General features: G+C 58.7%; 7 protein-coding genes. 4 read left to right on the top strand and 3 right to left on the bottom strand.

The genetic code is table 11. The annotated features are described in order from the left end of the window. From C8N45_RS20965 to C8N45_RS20950, 4 genes are read left to right on the top strand one after another with little or no spacing between them, the layout of a single operon-like run. Complete coding sequence (locus tag C8N45_RS20965; protein ID WP_108388688.1) at nt 1-3201, top strand: UvrD-helicase domain-containing protein; 3201 nt, start codon at nt 1-3, stop codon at nt 3199-3201. Further along, nucleotides 3201-4409: a hypothetical protein gene (locus C8N45_RS20960; protein ID WP_245882787.1), complete on the top strand. Its 1209-nt coding sequence runs from the start codon at nt 3201-3203 to the stop codon at nt 4407-4409. The genes C8N45_RS20965 and C8N45_RS20960 overlap by 1 nt, the downstream gene beginning before the upstream one ends. Then, a complete protein-coding gene (locus C8N45_RS20955; protein WP_108388665.1) occupies nt 4406-6208 on the top strand; it encodes a phospholipase D-like domain-containing protein in 1803 nt (600 codons plus the stop codon). The genes C8N45_RS20960 and C8N45_RS20955 overlap by 4 nt, the downstream gene beginning before the upstream one ends. 1 nt (nt 6209) lies before the next feature. Further along, the gene (locus C8N45_RS20950; RefSeq protein ID WP_108388663.1) at nt 6210-8768 is read left to right on the top strand and encodes a DEAD/DEAH box helicase family protein; all 2559 of its coding nucleotides are present in this window, start codon (nt 6210-6212) and stop codon (nt 8766-8768) included. Nucleotides 8769-9295: 527 nt separating this feature from the next. Here C8N45_RS20950 and C8N45_RS20945 read toward each other — a convergent pair. The 3 genes from C8N45_RS20945 to C8N45_RS20935 form a co-directional block, all read right to left on the bottom strand. Next, the gene (locus tag C8N45_RS20945) at nt 9296-11659 is read right to left on the bottom strand and encodes a hypothetical protein (protein WP_108388661.1); all 2364 of its coding nucleotides are present in this window, start codon (nt 11657-11659) and stop codon (nt 9296-9298) included. Continuing rightward, on the bottom strand, nt 11656-12870 hold the full coding sequence (locus C8N45_RS20940) for a hypothetical protein (protein ID WP_245882786.1): 1215 nt from the start codon (nt 12868-12870) through the stop codon (nt 11656-11658). The genes C8N45_RS20945 and C8N45_RS20940 overlap by 4 nt, the downstream gene beginning before the upstream one ends. A 290-nt stretch (nt 12871-13160) precedes the next feature. Continuing rightward, on the bottom strand, nt 13161-15179 hold the full coding sequence (locus C8N45_RS20935) for an McrB family protein (protein ID WP_108388659.1): 2019 nt from the start codon (nt 15177-15179) through the stop codon (nt 13161-13163). Nucleotides 15180-15183 lie beyond the last annotated feature (4 nt).

Genomic DNA, 15183 nt, shown 5'->3' with positions numbered 1-15183 from the left:
ATGGGCAAATTCGATTCAGACCGGGGACTGGTGATTGTGCCTGCAGGCGCGGGCGCGGGAAAAACCCATCGTATCAAGACGCAGCTTTCTGACTGGGTCAAACGCAAGGTCGTGCGCCCCGAGCGCATCCTTGCCGTGACTTTCACCGAAGCCGCCGCAGGCGAATTGCGCGAACGCATCCGGGCGGGTCTTCTGGCGGACGGGCTGGTGGCCGAGGCCATGGCAGTCGAGCGTGCCTATGTCTCGACCATTCATGGGCTGGGCCTGCGGCTTTTGACGGAACATGCGCTGGCGGCGGGTGCGTCCTTGCAACCGCGCCATCTTGGCGATGCCGAGCGCGACCTGCTGATCAGACAGGCACTGGCACATGCCAGATCGCTGGACCCGATCAAGGCCGAGCCCGAGCGCTTCGGCTATCAGGCCAACTGGCAAAAGGGCGAAACGGTCGAGGACTCATTGCGCGGCCGTGTGCTGTCGATGATCGACCTCTTGCGCGGGTTGGGTGACAAGGGCCGCGATCCCGGCCTTATTGCACCGGCGTTGACGCGCCTCGATACGATATACGGCGAGGTGCTGACCGATCCCGCCGCTGCCCGCGACGCGCTGGTCTTTGCGGTTCGGGCCATGCTTGCGAGTTTTCCCGAGGGCGGCATGGCTACTGTGACGGCCAAAGGTCCGCGCAAGACACTGGAAAAGAACCTCGCGCTCCTTCGTCGCGTTGAGCGGGAACCCGCACTGCTGGCTCGGGACTGGGGAGTTTGGCAATCCCTGCGTAGCCTCTTCATCTCAAATAGCCGCACGAAGACTCCAGAGGGCTATGATGCGCTTGCCGAGGCAATCATGCAGGCCGCCGATGTGCTGCCCACCCATCCCGGCCCGCTGGCGGATGCAAAGCTGCATCTGTCGTGCCTGATTGCTTGCGCACAGGAAGTGATGGAGGCCTATGAGGCGCGCAAGAAGGCACTTGGCTTAATCGATTTTGCCGACATGATCGCAGGGGCTGAACGTCTGTTGCGCACCGATCAGGCGGTGCGACAAGCTGTGCTCGATGAAATCGACTGCGTGATCATTGACGAATTCCAGGATACGAACCCAGTGCAGTTTGCCCTGCTCTGGCAGCTCGGAGCAAAGGCCCCGCGCACTCTGCTGGTGGGTGATGTCAAACAGTCGATCATGGGCTTTCAAGGCGCGGATTCGCGCCTGTCGCAAGCCCTTGCAACGGCCAACCCAGAGGCAACGCAACCTCTTGACCGCAACTGGCGCTCGACGCCGGCAGTGATGGAGTTCATCAATGCCATGGGAACTGGGCTGTTCGGCGCAAGCTATAACCCGCTGTCCCCGACCCGCGATCCGGTGGCGGGTCCGGCCATGGAGATCCTGAATGTCGTGAAAGGGCGCGGGGTCAGGACCTCGTCAAAACCCCAGGAACATATCGCCGAGCGCATCGCCAGCATCCTGAAAACAGGCGAGTTGATCACAGACCGGCACACCAAAGCTGCCAGAAGCGCCCGCCCCTCTGACATGGCACTTCTGGTCTGCCGCCACGCCACCGCCGCCCGCTACGCGGAGGAGTTGCGGGCACGCGGTGTGCCTGTCCGCATCGCCGAGGACGGCTGGGCGGCAAGCCCTGTGGTGCAGGCAGCCCGCGCCGCGCTGAGTTATGCCGCGAACCCCGCCGATATTCATTCGGGGCTTTTGCTGCGCACGCTCGGCCCAGATCCGCTAAGCCTGCAAGTTGCGATGGCCGCACAGATCGACGGTCGGTTGGCGGATGATCCGGTTCTCATACGCCTGGCGGCCCTGTCTGATCGGCTCGCGCGCCTGCCGGTATCGACCGCGCTGGACGTCGTCCTCGACGCCGCCAGTCTCCGCCTTTGGGCCGCCCGTCATCCTGACGCTGCAGCAGCTCGCGCCGACCTTCTGCGACTCGAAGCCGAGGCAAGTGAATTCGAAACCGCGCACCGCGACCTAAAAGCTGCCTCCGGTTTCCACGGCGAAACTGCCAAGGTGTTTCTCGGCTGGCTCGATGCGCGCGCGGCTGATCGCGATTTTGATCGCCGTCCCGATCCCTCGGGGAACAGCGCGGAAGCGGTGGAGATCGTCACATGGCACGCCTCCAAGGGTCGGGAATGGCCGATCACCGTGGTCGCCGAATTCGACCATGGTATTGAAGAATGGCCGGGCAGCACCGCAACCCGGTTCGACGCGTTGGACAAGATTGACGACATGGCCGCTGTGCTGGCCTCTGCCGCCCTGATCCACACGCCCGGATTTGCCGCACCCGAGGCTGGCCGGCGCTTTATCGAGGATCGCCGCGAGGCCTTCGAAGCCAATGCGAAAAACCTGCTCTATGTTGCCCTGACCCGCGCGCGTGACCGCCTGGTGCTGGAATGGCCGGGATTCCTGAAAGAGCGCGAGGAAGAAACGCCCGAAGCGAAGTGCCTGTTCCATGTGTTCGACGATACCTGTGCGCCGCAGATTGCGGACGGGAAGCTGCGAATTGGCGGAGTGGATTGCCCAACGGTGATCATGCAATTGCCGGAACATGCGAGTTTCACGGACTATCAGACCGAGGTGGGGACAGATACGCCCCGGTTCGGCGATGCCGTACCATTGCCCAGTATGCCGACGTCGCCATGGCGCTTGCAGCCATCACAGACCGCAACCGCCGAGCCGACACCAGACTCGCGCGGGATTACCCTCGGTGCACCTTGGCCCAGCACCGTCAACACTGCTGCCCGGGGCACCGCGCTGCATCTTGCCATACGCACCTGCCTGACACGATCAGACCTGATCGCAGCCTTGCCTGCGGCCACAGGGCTGGATGAGGCTACCCTGGCGCTCGTGGCAGAGCGGGCGACCGCGCTAAAGACCTGGCTGGCAGCCGCCGGCTACACTGATCTGCAATGTGAGATCCCTGTTCTGGGACACACACCAGAGGGTGCTGAAATTCCTGGGATGATCGACCTACTAGCAATTGGGCCGAGGGGGCGCCTGTTGATCGACCACAAGACCGGCGGCGCGGGTTTGGGACTTGGCCCTTATTGGCCACAACTTTCGGCCTATGGCGGATTGGTCCGCGACATGTTTCCGTCGTATGAATTGAATGGTATGGCCGTGCTTTGGGTCGATCATGGCCGACTTGATCTTGTGGATATGGCTTCGGCAGACGCCCACGCACATCAAGGCGATTTACTTTGATGTCTTGGGGAATACTGGCGCCTGACACGCTCATTTCACTGCGCAGGCAGCAGAACCTTGGACTTGCCAGCGCCGTGCGGCATTTCAACGACTGTTCGGTTCCGGGCTTGGGCGGCATGTGGTTTCCGATGCCGATCCTTTGGTCCGTTTTGGCGGTATCCATCGCAGAGGAGTTACGTGTGCCGGCCTTGCCAGTCGGCAACGCCATCGAAGCGTTGATGATGCGACAAGCAACTGAAGAGCGCCTGGCGGACCGTCGAGTGCGCGGTATACGCAAGATGCAAGGGCTGGAAGACTGGAGTTTCAAGAACCTGAAACGACGCGGCACCTACGTGGTTCAACCCATCCGCATGGCTATGGTGCAACCGCTGGTCGCGCTTGGTTTCGTGCGGGGCAGTCGCTATGGTGCCTTCACCATCCACACTGCTGGCGCGCAGATGCTGAACCTGCCGGTGATGGCAAACTACCGTCGTATTCTGGGCGCATGGGCACATGGGGGAGACCCTCATGGTTTGAAAAAGATGAGGGAAGACCTGTCGCCCAATGCTGCCGTCCCACCCGAAGTGCGCAAGCTGATCCTGGCCCGCCTTATCGGAGGTGACGATCCGTCAACGTCGCGTCGCCGGTCCCTCGTGGCACTTGGGACCGGGCCCAGTGCAAGCCAACTTGATGCTGTGGAACCGCTCAGCGGGATAACCCCTGACCACTGGACGGACCTGCGCGCGGGGGCCGCTTTCATGGATTTGCGCAATGCCGCGCTCGCGGTGTTGTATCGCTTGGAACATCGTCTGCTTGAACTTCGCGATGCCAATGCGGCCGCTGTGCTGTCCGTCGACGAGGCCAGCAACTTGGCGGGCGAGCCCCTCGCGGCGCTTCGCCAATACGCCCGCCAGCAGGGCGACAGAATTGACGCCAGAGCAGAGGCAACCAGCCGAAAATTCCTATCTGAGGTCAGGGACTTGTCCATCCCGCAGCTTCTTCAGAAACTGGCCGAGCGCGAGGGAACGGTGATCCGGTGGCGGGACGGTCGTATCGGTCTGGGGCCAGCAGCCAACGAGATGTCGGCCAGCGGTGAAAGCGAACCCGTCAAAGATGCCGAATTCGCGCCTCAGTTGTTCCGACTTTACAACCTTCATTGCGTTGCGACCGAACTAAACGGCCGCGTGAACCCTGGATGTCAGGATTCAGCAGATGAAGAACCAGCATGATGAACACAACGCTTATCACCCTCTTCATGCCGCCCGAGAATTGTTTCGGAGATTTCGGTTTCCTCTGCGGATTTACGGCAACGCCTAAGGTGATGGGGCAGATCCGGCGCAGCTTTACCGGTGAAATGGCACGCCCGGTACTTGCCGCATTCATTCACCCTACAATCAATGCAATTTCGGACATACCGGGCCTGGCATGGATGTGGATGCGGCTTCAGGATCGGGGCTATAACCTGCTGCACGCTAAGGTTGCCTTGATGGGATTTCGCAAGCGCGACGAGGATGGATATGTCATCCGACTTGCGGTCAGCACCGGAAACTGGACACAAGATCCGCTGACGGACAGCATCGACTTGTTCTGGTCCATTGACCTTCAGACTGACACGCCCGTCGATCAAGACATCGCAGATATTCAGGCCGCGTGGGCGATGTTCGACTGGCTGCGCAATCGTGGGGATTGCACGCTGATTGAACGCAAATATGACGGCGCACTGCCCTATGCGCGGCTGGAGGCCGAAATCAGGCGCCTTCCGGCCTCCACCTTGCAGCCCCGCTTTATCGACAGCCGCTCTCAGGCGTTGCTCCCGCAGGTTGTCGAGCGGCTGGGACTGCGAAAAAGGGCAGATCGCCTCATCCTCGGCTCCGGCTATTTCGAAGCCGAAGGCGATGGTAGCGCGGGACTGCCTGAAAGGCTCCGCAAGACGCTGCTGGCGGAAAAGCTCTTGAAAAAATCGGCCACTCTGAATCTGTTTCTCAACCCGCTGTCCTGTCAAGGTCTGGCCATGCGGGCTCCTGCCCTGACCGACGCGGGCTGGAACCTGCGGCGCCCGACCTCTGCCTTGCACGGCGAGGACGGGCGGCTTCATGCCAAATTTGTTCTGCTGGCCTCGGGTCAGGATGAGGCCCAAGGGCGCGTCTACATAGGGTCGGGCAATCTCAGCCGTAACGGTTTTGAAACCGCCGCAAACGCAGGCGGTAATCTTGAGGCAGGTGTCGTCGTTGATCTTCCAAAGGGATTGAAATGGCGCCAACGAAAGAACAGCAAAGGTGGCCTTGCAACCCTGTTGCCAATCCAGTTCAACGACACGGTGACACTGTCAGCGCTACAGCCCGGCAGTGGGTTTGTGCCCCCGGAAGAGCCTGCAGCGCTTCCCCCGGTGTCGTGGTTGATCTGGCAGGACGGCACGCTTTCTGCACCCGACGGGATTGTTCTTGATGTTGCAGGCCGGGACGGGGCAACTGTCTCAACGCCCTGCGCATGGCCTGCGCCAGCCCCCGCCATCGTGACCCTCTTACACGGCGACTGGCGCCTTCCGGTCATTGCGGAGGGCGTGCTTGTCGCGCCACGCCCAACCGAAATGACGGTGGAAGATGTTTTAGCGGGGCTTGGATCGTTCCCGGAACCCATGGACGCAGATCAGTCCGATGATGGCCCCGAAGGCGGCGAGCCATTGGTTGAGGCCTCTGACTCACCAGAGCTGCCCCCCGCCACATATGCCATTCGCCGGATGATGGGCCTTCTGGTCCGGCTAGGCGAAACCCAGGCAAATATTCACCCCAGAGACTGGCCGCGATGGTGCCGCGAACTGCGCCAAAATCTTTGCGCGATCTGCGTGCAGGAACAGCCGATGATTGGCTTTTTTCGCGATGCAAATGCAAATCCTTTGCCAGCATTGTTGGACCCGCGCATGTGCCCCACAGGGGCCGATCTGAACCTGCTGGAACGATCCATGAAGGCCGTCGCGCAGGAATGGAAGCTGAATGACATTCCGTCGCTTTGGGCCGAAGAGGAGATATGAAATGGATTGGGTAAGAGCAGCCGACTTTCTGGATCACCTTTCATCTCATCAAACGGACGATCTGCTCGATGCGGGTCAGCGGGCGTCGGTTGCGGAACTTGCCCTGCGGATCAGATCAGGTAAGCGCGCCGCCTTGTTGGCGGACGAGGTCGGCATGGGCAAAACCCGCATAGCGGTCGCGCTGATCACAGCGGTGCGTCATGCGGGCGGCAGAGCTGCGATTGTGCTCCCGGCTGGGTTGGGCGTGCAGTGGCAGAAGGAACTGAAGCTGTTTCAACTTGATGACCAGACCCTGCTGCCCTTGCGCAGCTATGACGGATTTATCGCGGGTTTCCTCACCGAGGAAGATGCCGAAGGAACCGAAAAGCGCAAACGCAAACACGCGGACTGGCTTAAGGATCGGAGACAGCAGCGGGAGCTGCCCAAAAAGGGGTGGGCCACTGAAGAGGTCCTGATGATCTCGCACACATTTGCAGCTATGCGCTTTCCGAACGCAGGCGACGGTCCGGCGGGGGGATGGCGGCGTGAATTGCTTCCGAATGTTGTGCGCTTGCTGGCCGGGCGACGGCGCAATTTCATGCGCGACAGCTTTCGCCGTGGTGAGGTTAGCCATGTTTATGCCAGCCGCCGCGCCGCCAGCACTATTGCCGACACAATCATTGAACACAATTTGCAGGACGATCCGGATTTAATCGGCGATCTGGCTGGCGACTACAAGTGGCTTGGTGCCGATGAATATAAGCACAAGATCCTGAGGCTGATCGGGTATGGGTTGGGGCAGTTTGATTTGATCGTAGTCGATGAAGCACACAAGGCACGCGGTGCCGATTCTAGCCTTTCGCGCATTCTTGGTCCGGTGAGTTGGGAAGCTAACGATCCGTTCCGTCTCGGGATGACCGCAACCCCTGTTGAGCTAGACGCAGGCCAATGGATTGACACACTGGGCCGGATCAGCGGGCGAGACGATGGCCATGATGTCACCGCGCTCGGCGATCTGGCGGCGTGGATTAGTGGCTATGTTGACACCGTCAAACGCATCCAGGTCGAAGAACTTGACGAGCCATTGACCGATGGCTTCGTGACCGCCGCAACCCGATTTCAAAAGGCATTGCGCCCCTATGTCCTAAGAAGGGACAAGCGACACGATCCCGTGATCAGCGCATTTCAGGAAGATCACGGAGATTATCGTGTCGTCCAGGATTTGAAAGTATCTCCCGCAACTGAGGGGTTTACGCGCGACTGGCTGCGTCGGTTCTGTGCTGCTGAAGCCCTGTCGATCTTGCCCCAGGAGGATTCCCGCGTGAAACGTGCAAGACTTTCGGTTGCCCAAGGGTACGGTTTTGGACTCGCTTCTGAAGCCGACCTTGCCGAACAAATGAAGGTGGAAAATGAGTTTGAAGGCCCGCAATCTTTCTGGATGGATGCCTTCTGTGGGCAGCCTGCGGATATATACACCCATCCGGCGATACTGGCCGCAGCACGACTGATCGAGTCTTATACTGAACAAGACGAGAAAGTTCTCGTTTTCGGGCGGTTCATAGCTCCGATGAATGCGCTGACCCGGATACTGGATGCGCGCGAAATGCTCCGGCGGCTCAGAGACGGACAGCACTGGCCAGCCGCGAAAGTACGGGACGAGAGCGAGCCCGCCGTTCTGGCCGCGATGAAAGACCCCGACATGTACGCGCCCTCGGGCGGGATCATAGCAATCAACCAGATGCTGACCGAGCGTTACAAAAAATGGTCCACTGCGCGCCGCACCGAGCTTGCAAGGCTTCATCGTGAGATCGACGCCCTTGCGCCACAGGATGATATCGCCGCACTGCTGGTCAGCTTCTTGCACCAGGATGACGATGGCGAAGAATTGCAGGGCGAAATTGGCCCCCTGCTCGAAGCGCTTGGCGACAGGCGCGAGCGTGCGGATGCATCTTGGACCGGCGTCGAGATACTAGACCTGTTCAGAGGGCTGCTGGCAGATCACTCGACCGATGAAGAGCAAGAAAACGACGACACTCTGCGGTCCAGACTGGTTGTGTACCTTCAGGATTATTCCGGGCGAGAGGGAAATTTCGCCCGCATGATGTCTGGCGCAACCCTACCTCAAACGCGCCGCTTGTTGCAGTCCGCCTTCAATCGCGCCTCCAGCTGGCCAATGGTGCTGCTTGCACAATCCCGCGTCGGACGTGAGGGGCTGAATTTGCATGAAGCCTGTCGCACCGTGGTCATACTGCACGCAGAGTGGAACCCCGGTATTGTCGAACAACAGATCGGCCGCGTGGATCGTAAGGGCAGCTGCTGGATGAATGATCTAAAAATTTGGTACGAACATGACGAGGGCGATCCACCACGTATCCGCATTCATCCTGTCGTCGTCAGCGGAACCTATGACGATCACAACTGGCAAGTTCTAAAGGCACGCTGGATGGAGTTGCGCGCACAGTTGCACGGAGAAGTATTGCCACAGCAGGCGAGGCCTTCCGTGACATTGCCCGAAGTGGAGGTACTGCGGCAGCGCATTATAGCCGCCACGCCTAGCTTTGCTCCAAAAGATATTGAATAATAATTAAGACCGCAATTTGGGACACTAAAAAAATTTGTTAAGATTTGTTCTCTGATGGCATTGAAAACCTGCTGATTGATCAAATGCGTGTCTCCTTTCGCAACGACACATTGAAGTTCAGGTCTATTAGCCAGAACAAGGATCAGGTCCGCGCAAAAGCCAGGGCAAAGGAATCCAAGCTGAATGACGGCGCAAGTTCGAGTCTTGAAAAGCTGTAGGCTTGCTTGGATCGCTTCGTCGCTGAATACAACGACGTGTCAGCCGAAATCTTCGGATCGCGACGAAGACCTAAGAAACCTTCCAGCCTTGAGCGATAGGCACATGCTTCAGTCCTTGGTCCGCACCTAGTTGCCAAGATGGTTCTGGTTCGATGCAGTTGCGATGTTCATCAGGTCTGATGGGAATCCTCCAGAGCGCTTTAGTATCACGATATCTCTTGCTTGTGTCTGTGGTGATTTTATACAACGGACGGGCTTCTGCTCGTCCCAGAGGCTTGATCCAGCAGCTTGGTACCTGCGCGCTCATGGTCACGTTCCGCTCGCTCCATAGATATCCAACAACAGGTCAGGATTCGAACCTTCTCCCGCCAGCTCTGACTTCAGGTCTTGGAGGATAGGCAAGAACTTCGACCGCCGCCTTTGGAAATTCATATTGGACCCACAACGGGCCTTCAGGTCGTGCTCTGTTTTCTCAATGATAGCCAAGAGGTCATCCGCCAACGGGTCGGCCCCGATCACCAAAGCTTTAGGATCAACGAGACGCCATCTTATCAGGCCTGCAAGTAAGAAAGGCGCGTAGTTAAACATTGTATATTGGCCGCCGATATTACGTTGGAAGTCCGCGATAGTCCTCTTGGTCAGCTTCTCTACGTCTTCTCGTTCCAGGTAAGATGGAGCGCTGTCAGAACGAGACAGCATGAACGCCATGGCCGCGCTTTGTCGGTTCCAGACCCAGTCCTCAATGGACGAAGTCAGAAGCAACCGCATTGCTCTCGCTTCGTCCTCTTCGTTTCCGACGATGCGGCCAAGGCCCTGATATACGAGAACCCAACTTGCTTGATGTTTGACGAACGGATGGTTGCGCCCGGACGCTTCAATACAGTCCATCAGCCACGTCGCGACATCGCGCGGGCATCGGCGGAACTGCCAACTCAAGAATTTGAGAGCCTCATTGTCTTCCGTTCCGTAGCCGCTTTCGCCCCTCAGGCGCTTTTCAGTAACCTCAAGCGCTTTGCTGGTCAGAATTTCAAACCGCTCGAGGGTTTCTGCCGCGATCTCCGGAGGCACGTCGCCGTCACTTGAGATGCAGTATTTGCCAAAGGGACGCTGTGAAAGTTTTTGCCGAAGGGTCGCCCAATCCGTGCGGCTGCGATTAGGCTCGGATTCGAGCAAAGTTAGCATACCTGCGGATCGATCGCTGTCATGCCATGCCTCCATGCCGCAGGGAAGAACCAGACGTTTGGGAATTGACACTTGCGTATCCAAGCTCTCGATGATCTCAGACCAGGGCCGTTCCTCTTCCAGTGCTTCATCCCAATCCACCGCGAAATTCCGCCCCAAGTCCGGCGATTCCATGAGGATCCGCGCTCGCCCGGCGGCCGGTTTCTGTTCGACCCACAGCGAGACGGCAGCTTGATGCTTCAGAGGAGCTCCAAGCGACACCCTTGCCTTTCGAGGCCAGGGAGCTTCCTCTTTCCTCAGGTAGACAGAGACGCTCTCCTGCCCTGCCGGTATCGCGAGAGATGCTGCTTCAGGGCTTCTGTAGGTCCGGCCTGCTTCGAGCGTTTCTTCTTTCCGTATGAGATCGAAATTCTTTGCGCCATCCGATCCGAACACGATGGTGGACAATCGTGGTAGAAAGTCGAAGAAGATCGGTTCCCCGTCCCCGGCTCGGCGTGCTGCTTCCAAGGCACCTTCCGCAACAGCCGTTGCGGGAAGAGAGAGCACCTCGACTGGAGCTGCTCTTTGGATAGCATCACTCAGGCATTTTTTGAGCCGACCTTCACAAAGGGTCTCGAAAAGAACGACGTCGCAATCGGCCAGATCGAGCTCGGAACTCGGGACACTCACCACTTCCGACGCGTCAAATTTATTAAGGTCCAAGAGCTCCCAATCGCCGTTGGGCATGCGGAGCATCTCAGGATTGCAATCCATCCCTAAACCAGCTTTTCCGACCGAGCTTGCGATCGCACGATGAGCTGTGCGCGCCGAAAAACCCTCTGCCCCGACAGCGGCGTTGCGGGCACCTCGGAATAGGGACTCGTAACCAGCGTCGCACGGTATATGGGCAGCGGCCTCGCGTCGCTCCGGGGCGAGCACATTCCTTGCGCTACGAATACGCAGCTTTTGAACTGACAAGCCTTGGCGCTGATGGGAGACGACGCCTACAAGCTGCCCCTCCGAAACCTGATCGCGATGAATGGCGAACAAGGCGGCAAGAACTGGTCGCCAAACCAATGAGCCATTTCGGAACTTCCCTCGGGCAAGTGCTTCGAGAAGGTGCTCTTGGACGGCTTCATCGCCATCCGGGCCCTCATCGATCGAAACGACTGTGTTTGCCGAACCGCTCGCAGATCCCACAAGTGCCTGGGCGAGTTTTTCGACCCCGTCATCACGCATTTCCAGCAGTGACCGAACGGGAATGCGTCTTTGTTCTGACCCGACATCACCCCAACCACCACCGCGACCGTGCGGAGCAATGTCAGCCTGCGGTCCTCCGATCCAACCTGCGAGGCGGCTTTCCCCGATCCGCACGATCGACGAAAGAGGGCCACTTGTGACGATATCGGTCGGACCAATGACCTCGTCTTCACCTGGCACGGAGCGCCAGTTCTTCGCAACGAAATCTCTCCATCCGTTGAGATCGAAGCCGCATAGTTTTCGGTCGATCATGTTGCGACCTCGTATAGCTCACTGCGAATGAAGTCGCGCACGGCCTGGAATCCCTTCGCTAGGTCTTCACCGGCTGGGCCTATGGCGATTGCCGTAACGATCGCTCTTCCGTGAGTTGCGCTCTCTTCAGCTGCGACACCACGTGCTGGGGTCATGATCAACCCATTCCGCAAAACTTCCGTCTGAGCGAGGGGCTGGATTTGGTGAAGCAGTTGAACTGCCCCCCGCACAGTATCCTCGAGATCAATTCTACGCATGGCATGTGGCGTCCAGACAGCGATCCTGCGCGGAAGGTCAGCCCGTTTGGGATCGGAAATTCTGAGGGCGACGTGCGCTTGTGCCGCGCTCAACATGGTTCCTGGTCGCTCAGGGCGTGCTTGGACTTCAACAATGCGGTTGGTGTCGCGCAGCCAAAAGACGGCGATTGGCCGATCCTGATTGAACCAGCGTCCGCCTGTTGCCTCACCGCTCCACGAAATCGGCGACTGAGCGACAAGTTCAGCCTCTTCCAATTCGTCGATGGCAAGAATGATCGAAAGAACGGAGAAATCCGTCCAAGTTTCGGCCTGCCAAGCCCAAAGATCATCTACAATTTTTCGGCGTAAGAGAAGCCTCAGCCATCCCTCATGAACCTCTCGATAGCTGCGATCTTGCATGAGCACATAGTTTGGCTGGACGCCGGCCGACGCGATCATGACACCGAGGTCACTGAGTGTTCGCGACAATACTCGACAGGCCTTCCTAAAAGCCTCAACCTGTTTGTAGCGAACACTGTCCTTCGCACGAGGGTGCTCACGGGTCCATTCGCGTGCAACATCTGCGGCAAGACGCGTGTAGGCATGCAGGACACGGTTCTCGAGCGTATCGAAATTCTCACGGCGAACCGTCGCAAGAATTCGTTGCGAAGAACCTGCACGTTCCGCGATGCTTCGCCCTGGCTGTCGGCTGAGCCACACCATAGAGGTCCGATCCATCTCCTGCACCCGATCAAGGGGAGTTAGCTCCCTGTGCCTACGTAGAACCCGGCGGATGCGTTTTTCCAGATCGCGAAGCACCGGAAGCATGCCCCGCGCCTGCCGGACGATTTCAGCCATTTTGGGTTCGGCTTCATTTTCGGCGCGCTTCCAAGCATCCCTCAGGCGCCCCCATGTATCGCTTGGGTCTTCAATCGCACCTTCCAGTTCTTGGATACGTGCAAGAACTTCGTTCATGTGTCGAAGGGCCTCTGCGCCTTCTTCTTCGTCCGGAGTGGCAGGATCGTGCCCCGACCTTGGGCGCACCGGGAAGCCCTTACGCGCGGGCCCGACAGCTTCCTCACGCTTTGGATAGGGAAACAGAACAGTTCCGGTATCGCTACCTCGGACGTTTCCCCTCAAGAGCGTCACGTATTCGTAGCCGCCTGGGTTCGCCCCCTGGTAGCTACCGATCAGACAGTCTTCGGGCCCAAAGGCTTCGTCCTCTCCAAGGGCTTTCGCCGCCCAGGGACGGGCCAGAAACCGCATCAACGCGTGACTCCACTCCATACGAACTGCCCGGTTGCCTCGGCGAGGGACATTGACTCACCGATTGCTTGGGCCAAGGCGTCGTCCCCCAGCTCGCGTTCCACAAAGGTCATCAACCTCGAGAACTGAGGGCCAGCCATGTCGGTTTCCACGCCCCTGAGTTTCGGTAGAAGGCGCATCTCTAATTGATCCGCGAGAGCGTCGTCGACACCGCGGCCGCCTTCAACCTCAGGATAGTTCGCCGCGTAAGCCATGATCGCGCGTCCGAGCCGATGACCGAAAGGCCGTTTGAAGTCACGCATCAGATCAACCATTTGTTCAATCCGGTTGGTGACACGCCGACCGCCATCGACAGACGCACTCGACCGCCCCCAGCTCTCCCATGTCTGTTGCGAAAGGGCCAAAATCGGCTCGACCGTTCCTTCTGCCTGTCCGTCCTTGATTTTCTTCGGGGCGGAAAAACGAAGGATATTCGCACGGTCGACAACTTTATCGGATAGCGACTGCGTGCTTTCGTCCTCGTTCATAGTGCCCGCAAACAAGAGGTTGTAGCCCGGAAAAATCCTGGGGGGGCGTTCCATGTTCGGGATTTCAAGCTCGATCACAGCGTCCTTGCGTTCGTTTTCATTGTCGACGTCATCGGGACGCGGACGGCTTTCCAGCCTGCTGAGGAAGTCCGAGAAATAGTATTCGACCCTTGCGAGGTTCATCTCGTCCAGCAGGATCATCATCATGCGATCCTGTTCCGCATCGTCGTTGTTAAGCCCGTCGACCGCCCAAAGCGCACGCGCCATGTCTGTGGGTCGGAACTTGCCTTCGATGTAGTTGTAAAATCCCATCAGATCCTGAGGACTATCCCAACGTGGCTGCACCGGAACTTGCAAGAAACCGATGCCCATACCGGCCGCGTATTGACGCGGGAGCTGGCTCTTGCCCGTTCCGGAAATACCGGCAAGGACCGCCATCTGCGTTGTTTCATTTACTTTCATGGCGGTGTGAAAAGCGCGAAGCGTGCGAGCCGGGTAGTCGAGACCCTTTGCGCGTAGGCGGCGTTCGACGCGTTTGATGGCATCCGCCTCGTTCTCGCGGGGCGCGTTGTCCCAGGTCCTCATCTCCGTAATGACCGGTGGTGTTTCATTGAGCTCGCGAAGCGGATCCGTTTCGCCGGTTTCCCCGTCGACGGTTCGACCTTCTCGGCGAGCTATCTCGGCCTTGAGGTGTGCCAATCGAGCATCAAGCGCGCTTCGAGTGTCCTGGAGCGTCTCGATTTCGCCCCTGGAGCGGCGGGTTTCCTGGTTCAGAGCCGCAACCTCTGCATCGAGGCGAGCATGTTCGGTTTGGGCAGATGCCAACCCACCGTGTTCCGAGGCGATCCGCGCTTCCAAGGCGGACAACTCGCTTTCATGCGAAGACTTCTGTCCCTCAAGCCGAGCATTCGATGTCTCAAGTTCGAAGGAACGCTCTTCCAGGCGAGAAACCCGTTCCTCGGCCTCTTCAAGTTGCCTCTTCTTGTCCCGAAGATCTTTGACCTGTGTGGAGATTTCGTCGTGCTCTCGTCTCAAGGCGTCAGTGCGCTCAATGAGCTCCTCCGCCTTTTCCAGCCTTTCCTTTATCTCCAGATACTCCGCACGAAGCGGGGCGATCTCCGTTTCGAGTTGCTGGCGTTCGACAACGGCGTCCTCAGTCTCCTTGCGAACTGCCGCAACTTCGTCGCGACGTTCACGGAGACTCTCCCATTCTGTAAGGAGCTCCTCCTTCTGACGCCGTAGACCGTCGACCTCAGCCCGGAGGTCAGTAACGACGGCCATTGCCTCCCGACGTTTTTCCACTTCAGCTTCAAGATCGTCCATGAGCCGCTGTTTTTCTTCCAGCCGCTTCTCGTAGACGGCAAGCTCTTCGATCGGGCCTGCTGCCGTAACCGCCCGGTCGTGGCGGGCGGCCAGAAAAAGTTGAACCACGGCGAGCAGTATCAGGACACCCGCAATCGCCAGCACAAGTATTGTATTGTCCGTAAGCATTTTC

The organism is Yoonia sediminilitoris, from assembly GCF_003058085.1.
In the GTDB taxonomy this organism is placed as follows: domain Bacteria; phylum Pseudomonadota; class Alphaproteobacteria; order Rhodobacterales; family Rhodobacteraceae; genus Yoonia; species Yoonia sediminilitoris.
The sequence above is the reverse complement of the archived record's forward strand: the minus strand, read 5'-3'. Positions and strand labels throughout refer to the sequence as shown.

What these genes read in the sequence shown, in the direction of transcription:
- C8N45_RS20965 (WP_108388688.1), top strand. Translation starts at nt 1, where the DNA reads ATGGGCAAATTCGATTCAGACCGGGGACTGGTGATTGTGCCTGCAGGC.
- C8N45_RS20960 (WP_245882787.1), top strand. Translation starts at nt 3,201, where the DNA reads ATGTCTTGGGGAATACTGGCGCCTGACACGCTCATTTCACTGCGCAGG.
- C8N45_RS20955 (WP_108388665.1), top strand. Translation starts at nt 4,406, where the DNA reads ATGATGAACACAACGCTTATCACCCTCTTCATGCCGCCCGAGAATTGT.
- C8N45_RS20950 (WP_108388663.1), top strand. Translation starts at nt 6,210, where the DNA reads ATGGATTGGGTAAGAGCAGCCGACTTTCTGGATCACCTTTCATCTCAT.
- C8N45_RS20945 (WP_108388661.1), bottom strand. Translation starts at nt 11,659, where the DNA reads ATGATCGACCGAAAACTATGCGGCTTCGATCTCAACGGATGGAGAGAT.
- C8N45_RS20940 (WP_245882786.1), bottom strand. Translation starts at nt 12,870, where the DNA reads ATGAACGAAGTTCTTGCACGTATCCAAGAACTGGAAGGTGCGATTGAA.
- C8N45_RS20935 (WP_108388659.1), bottom strand. Translation starts at nt 15,179, where the DNA reads ATGCTTACGGACAATACAATACTTGTGCTGGCGATTGCGGGTGTCCTG.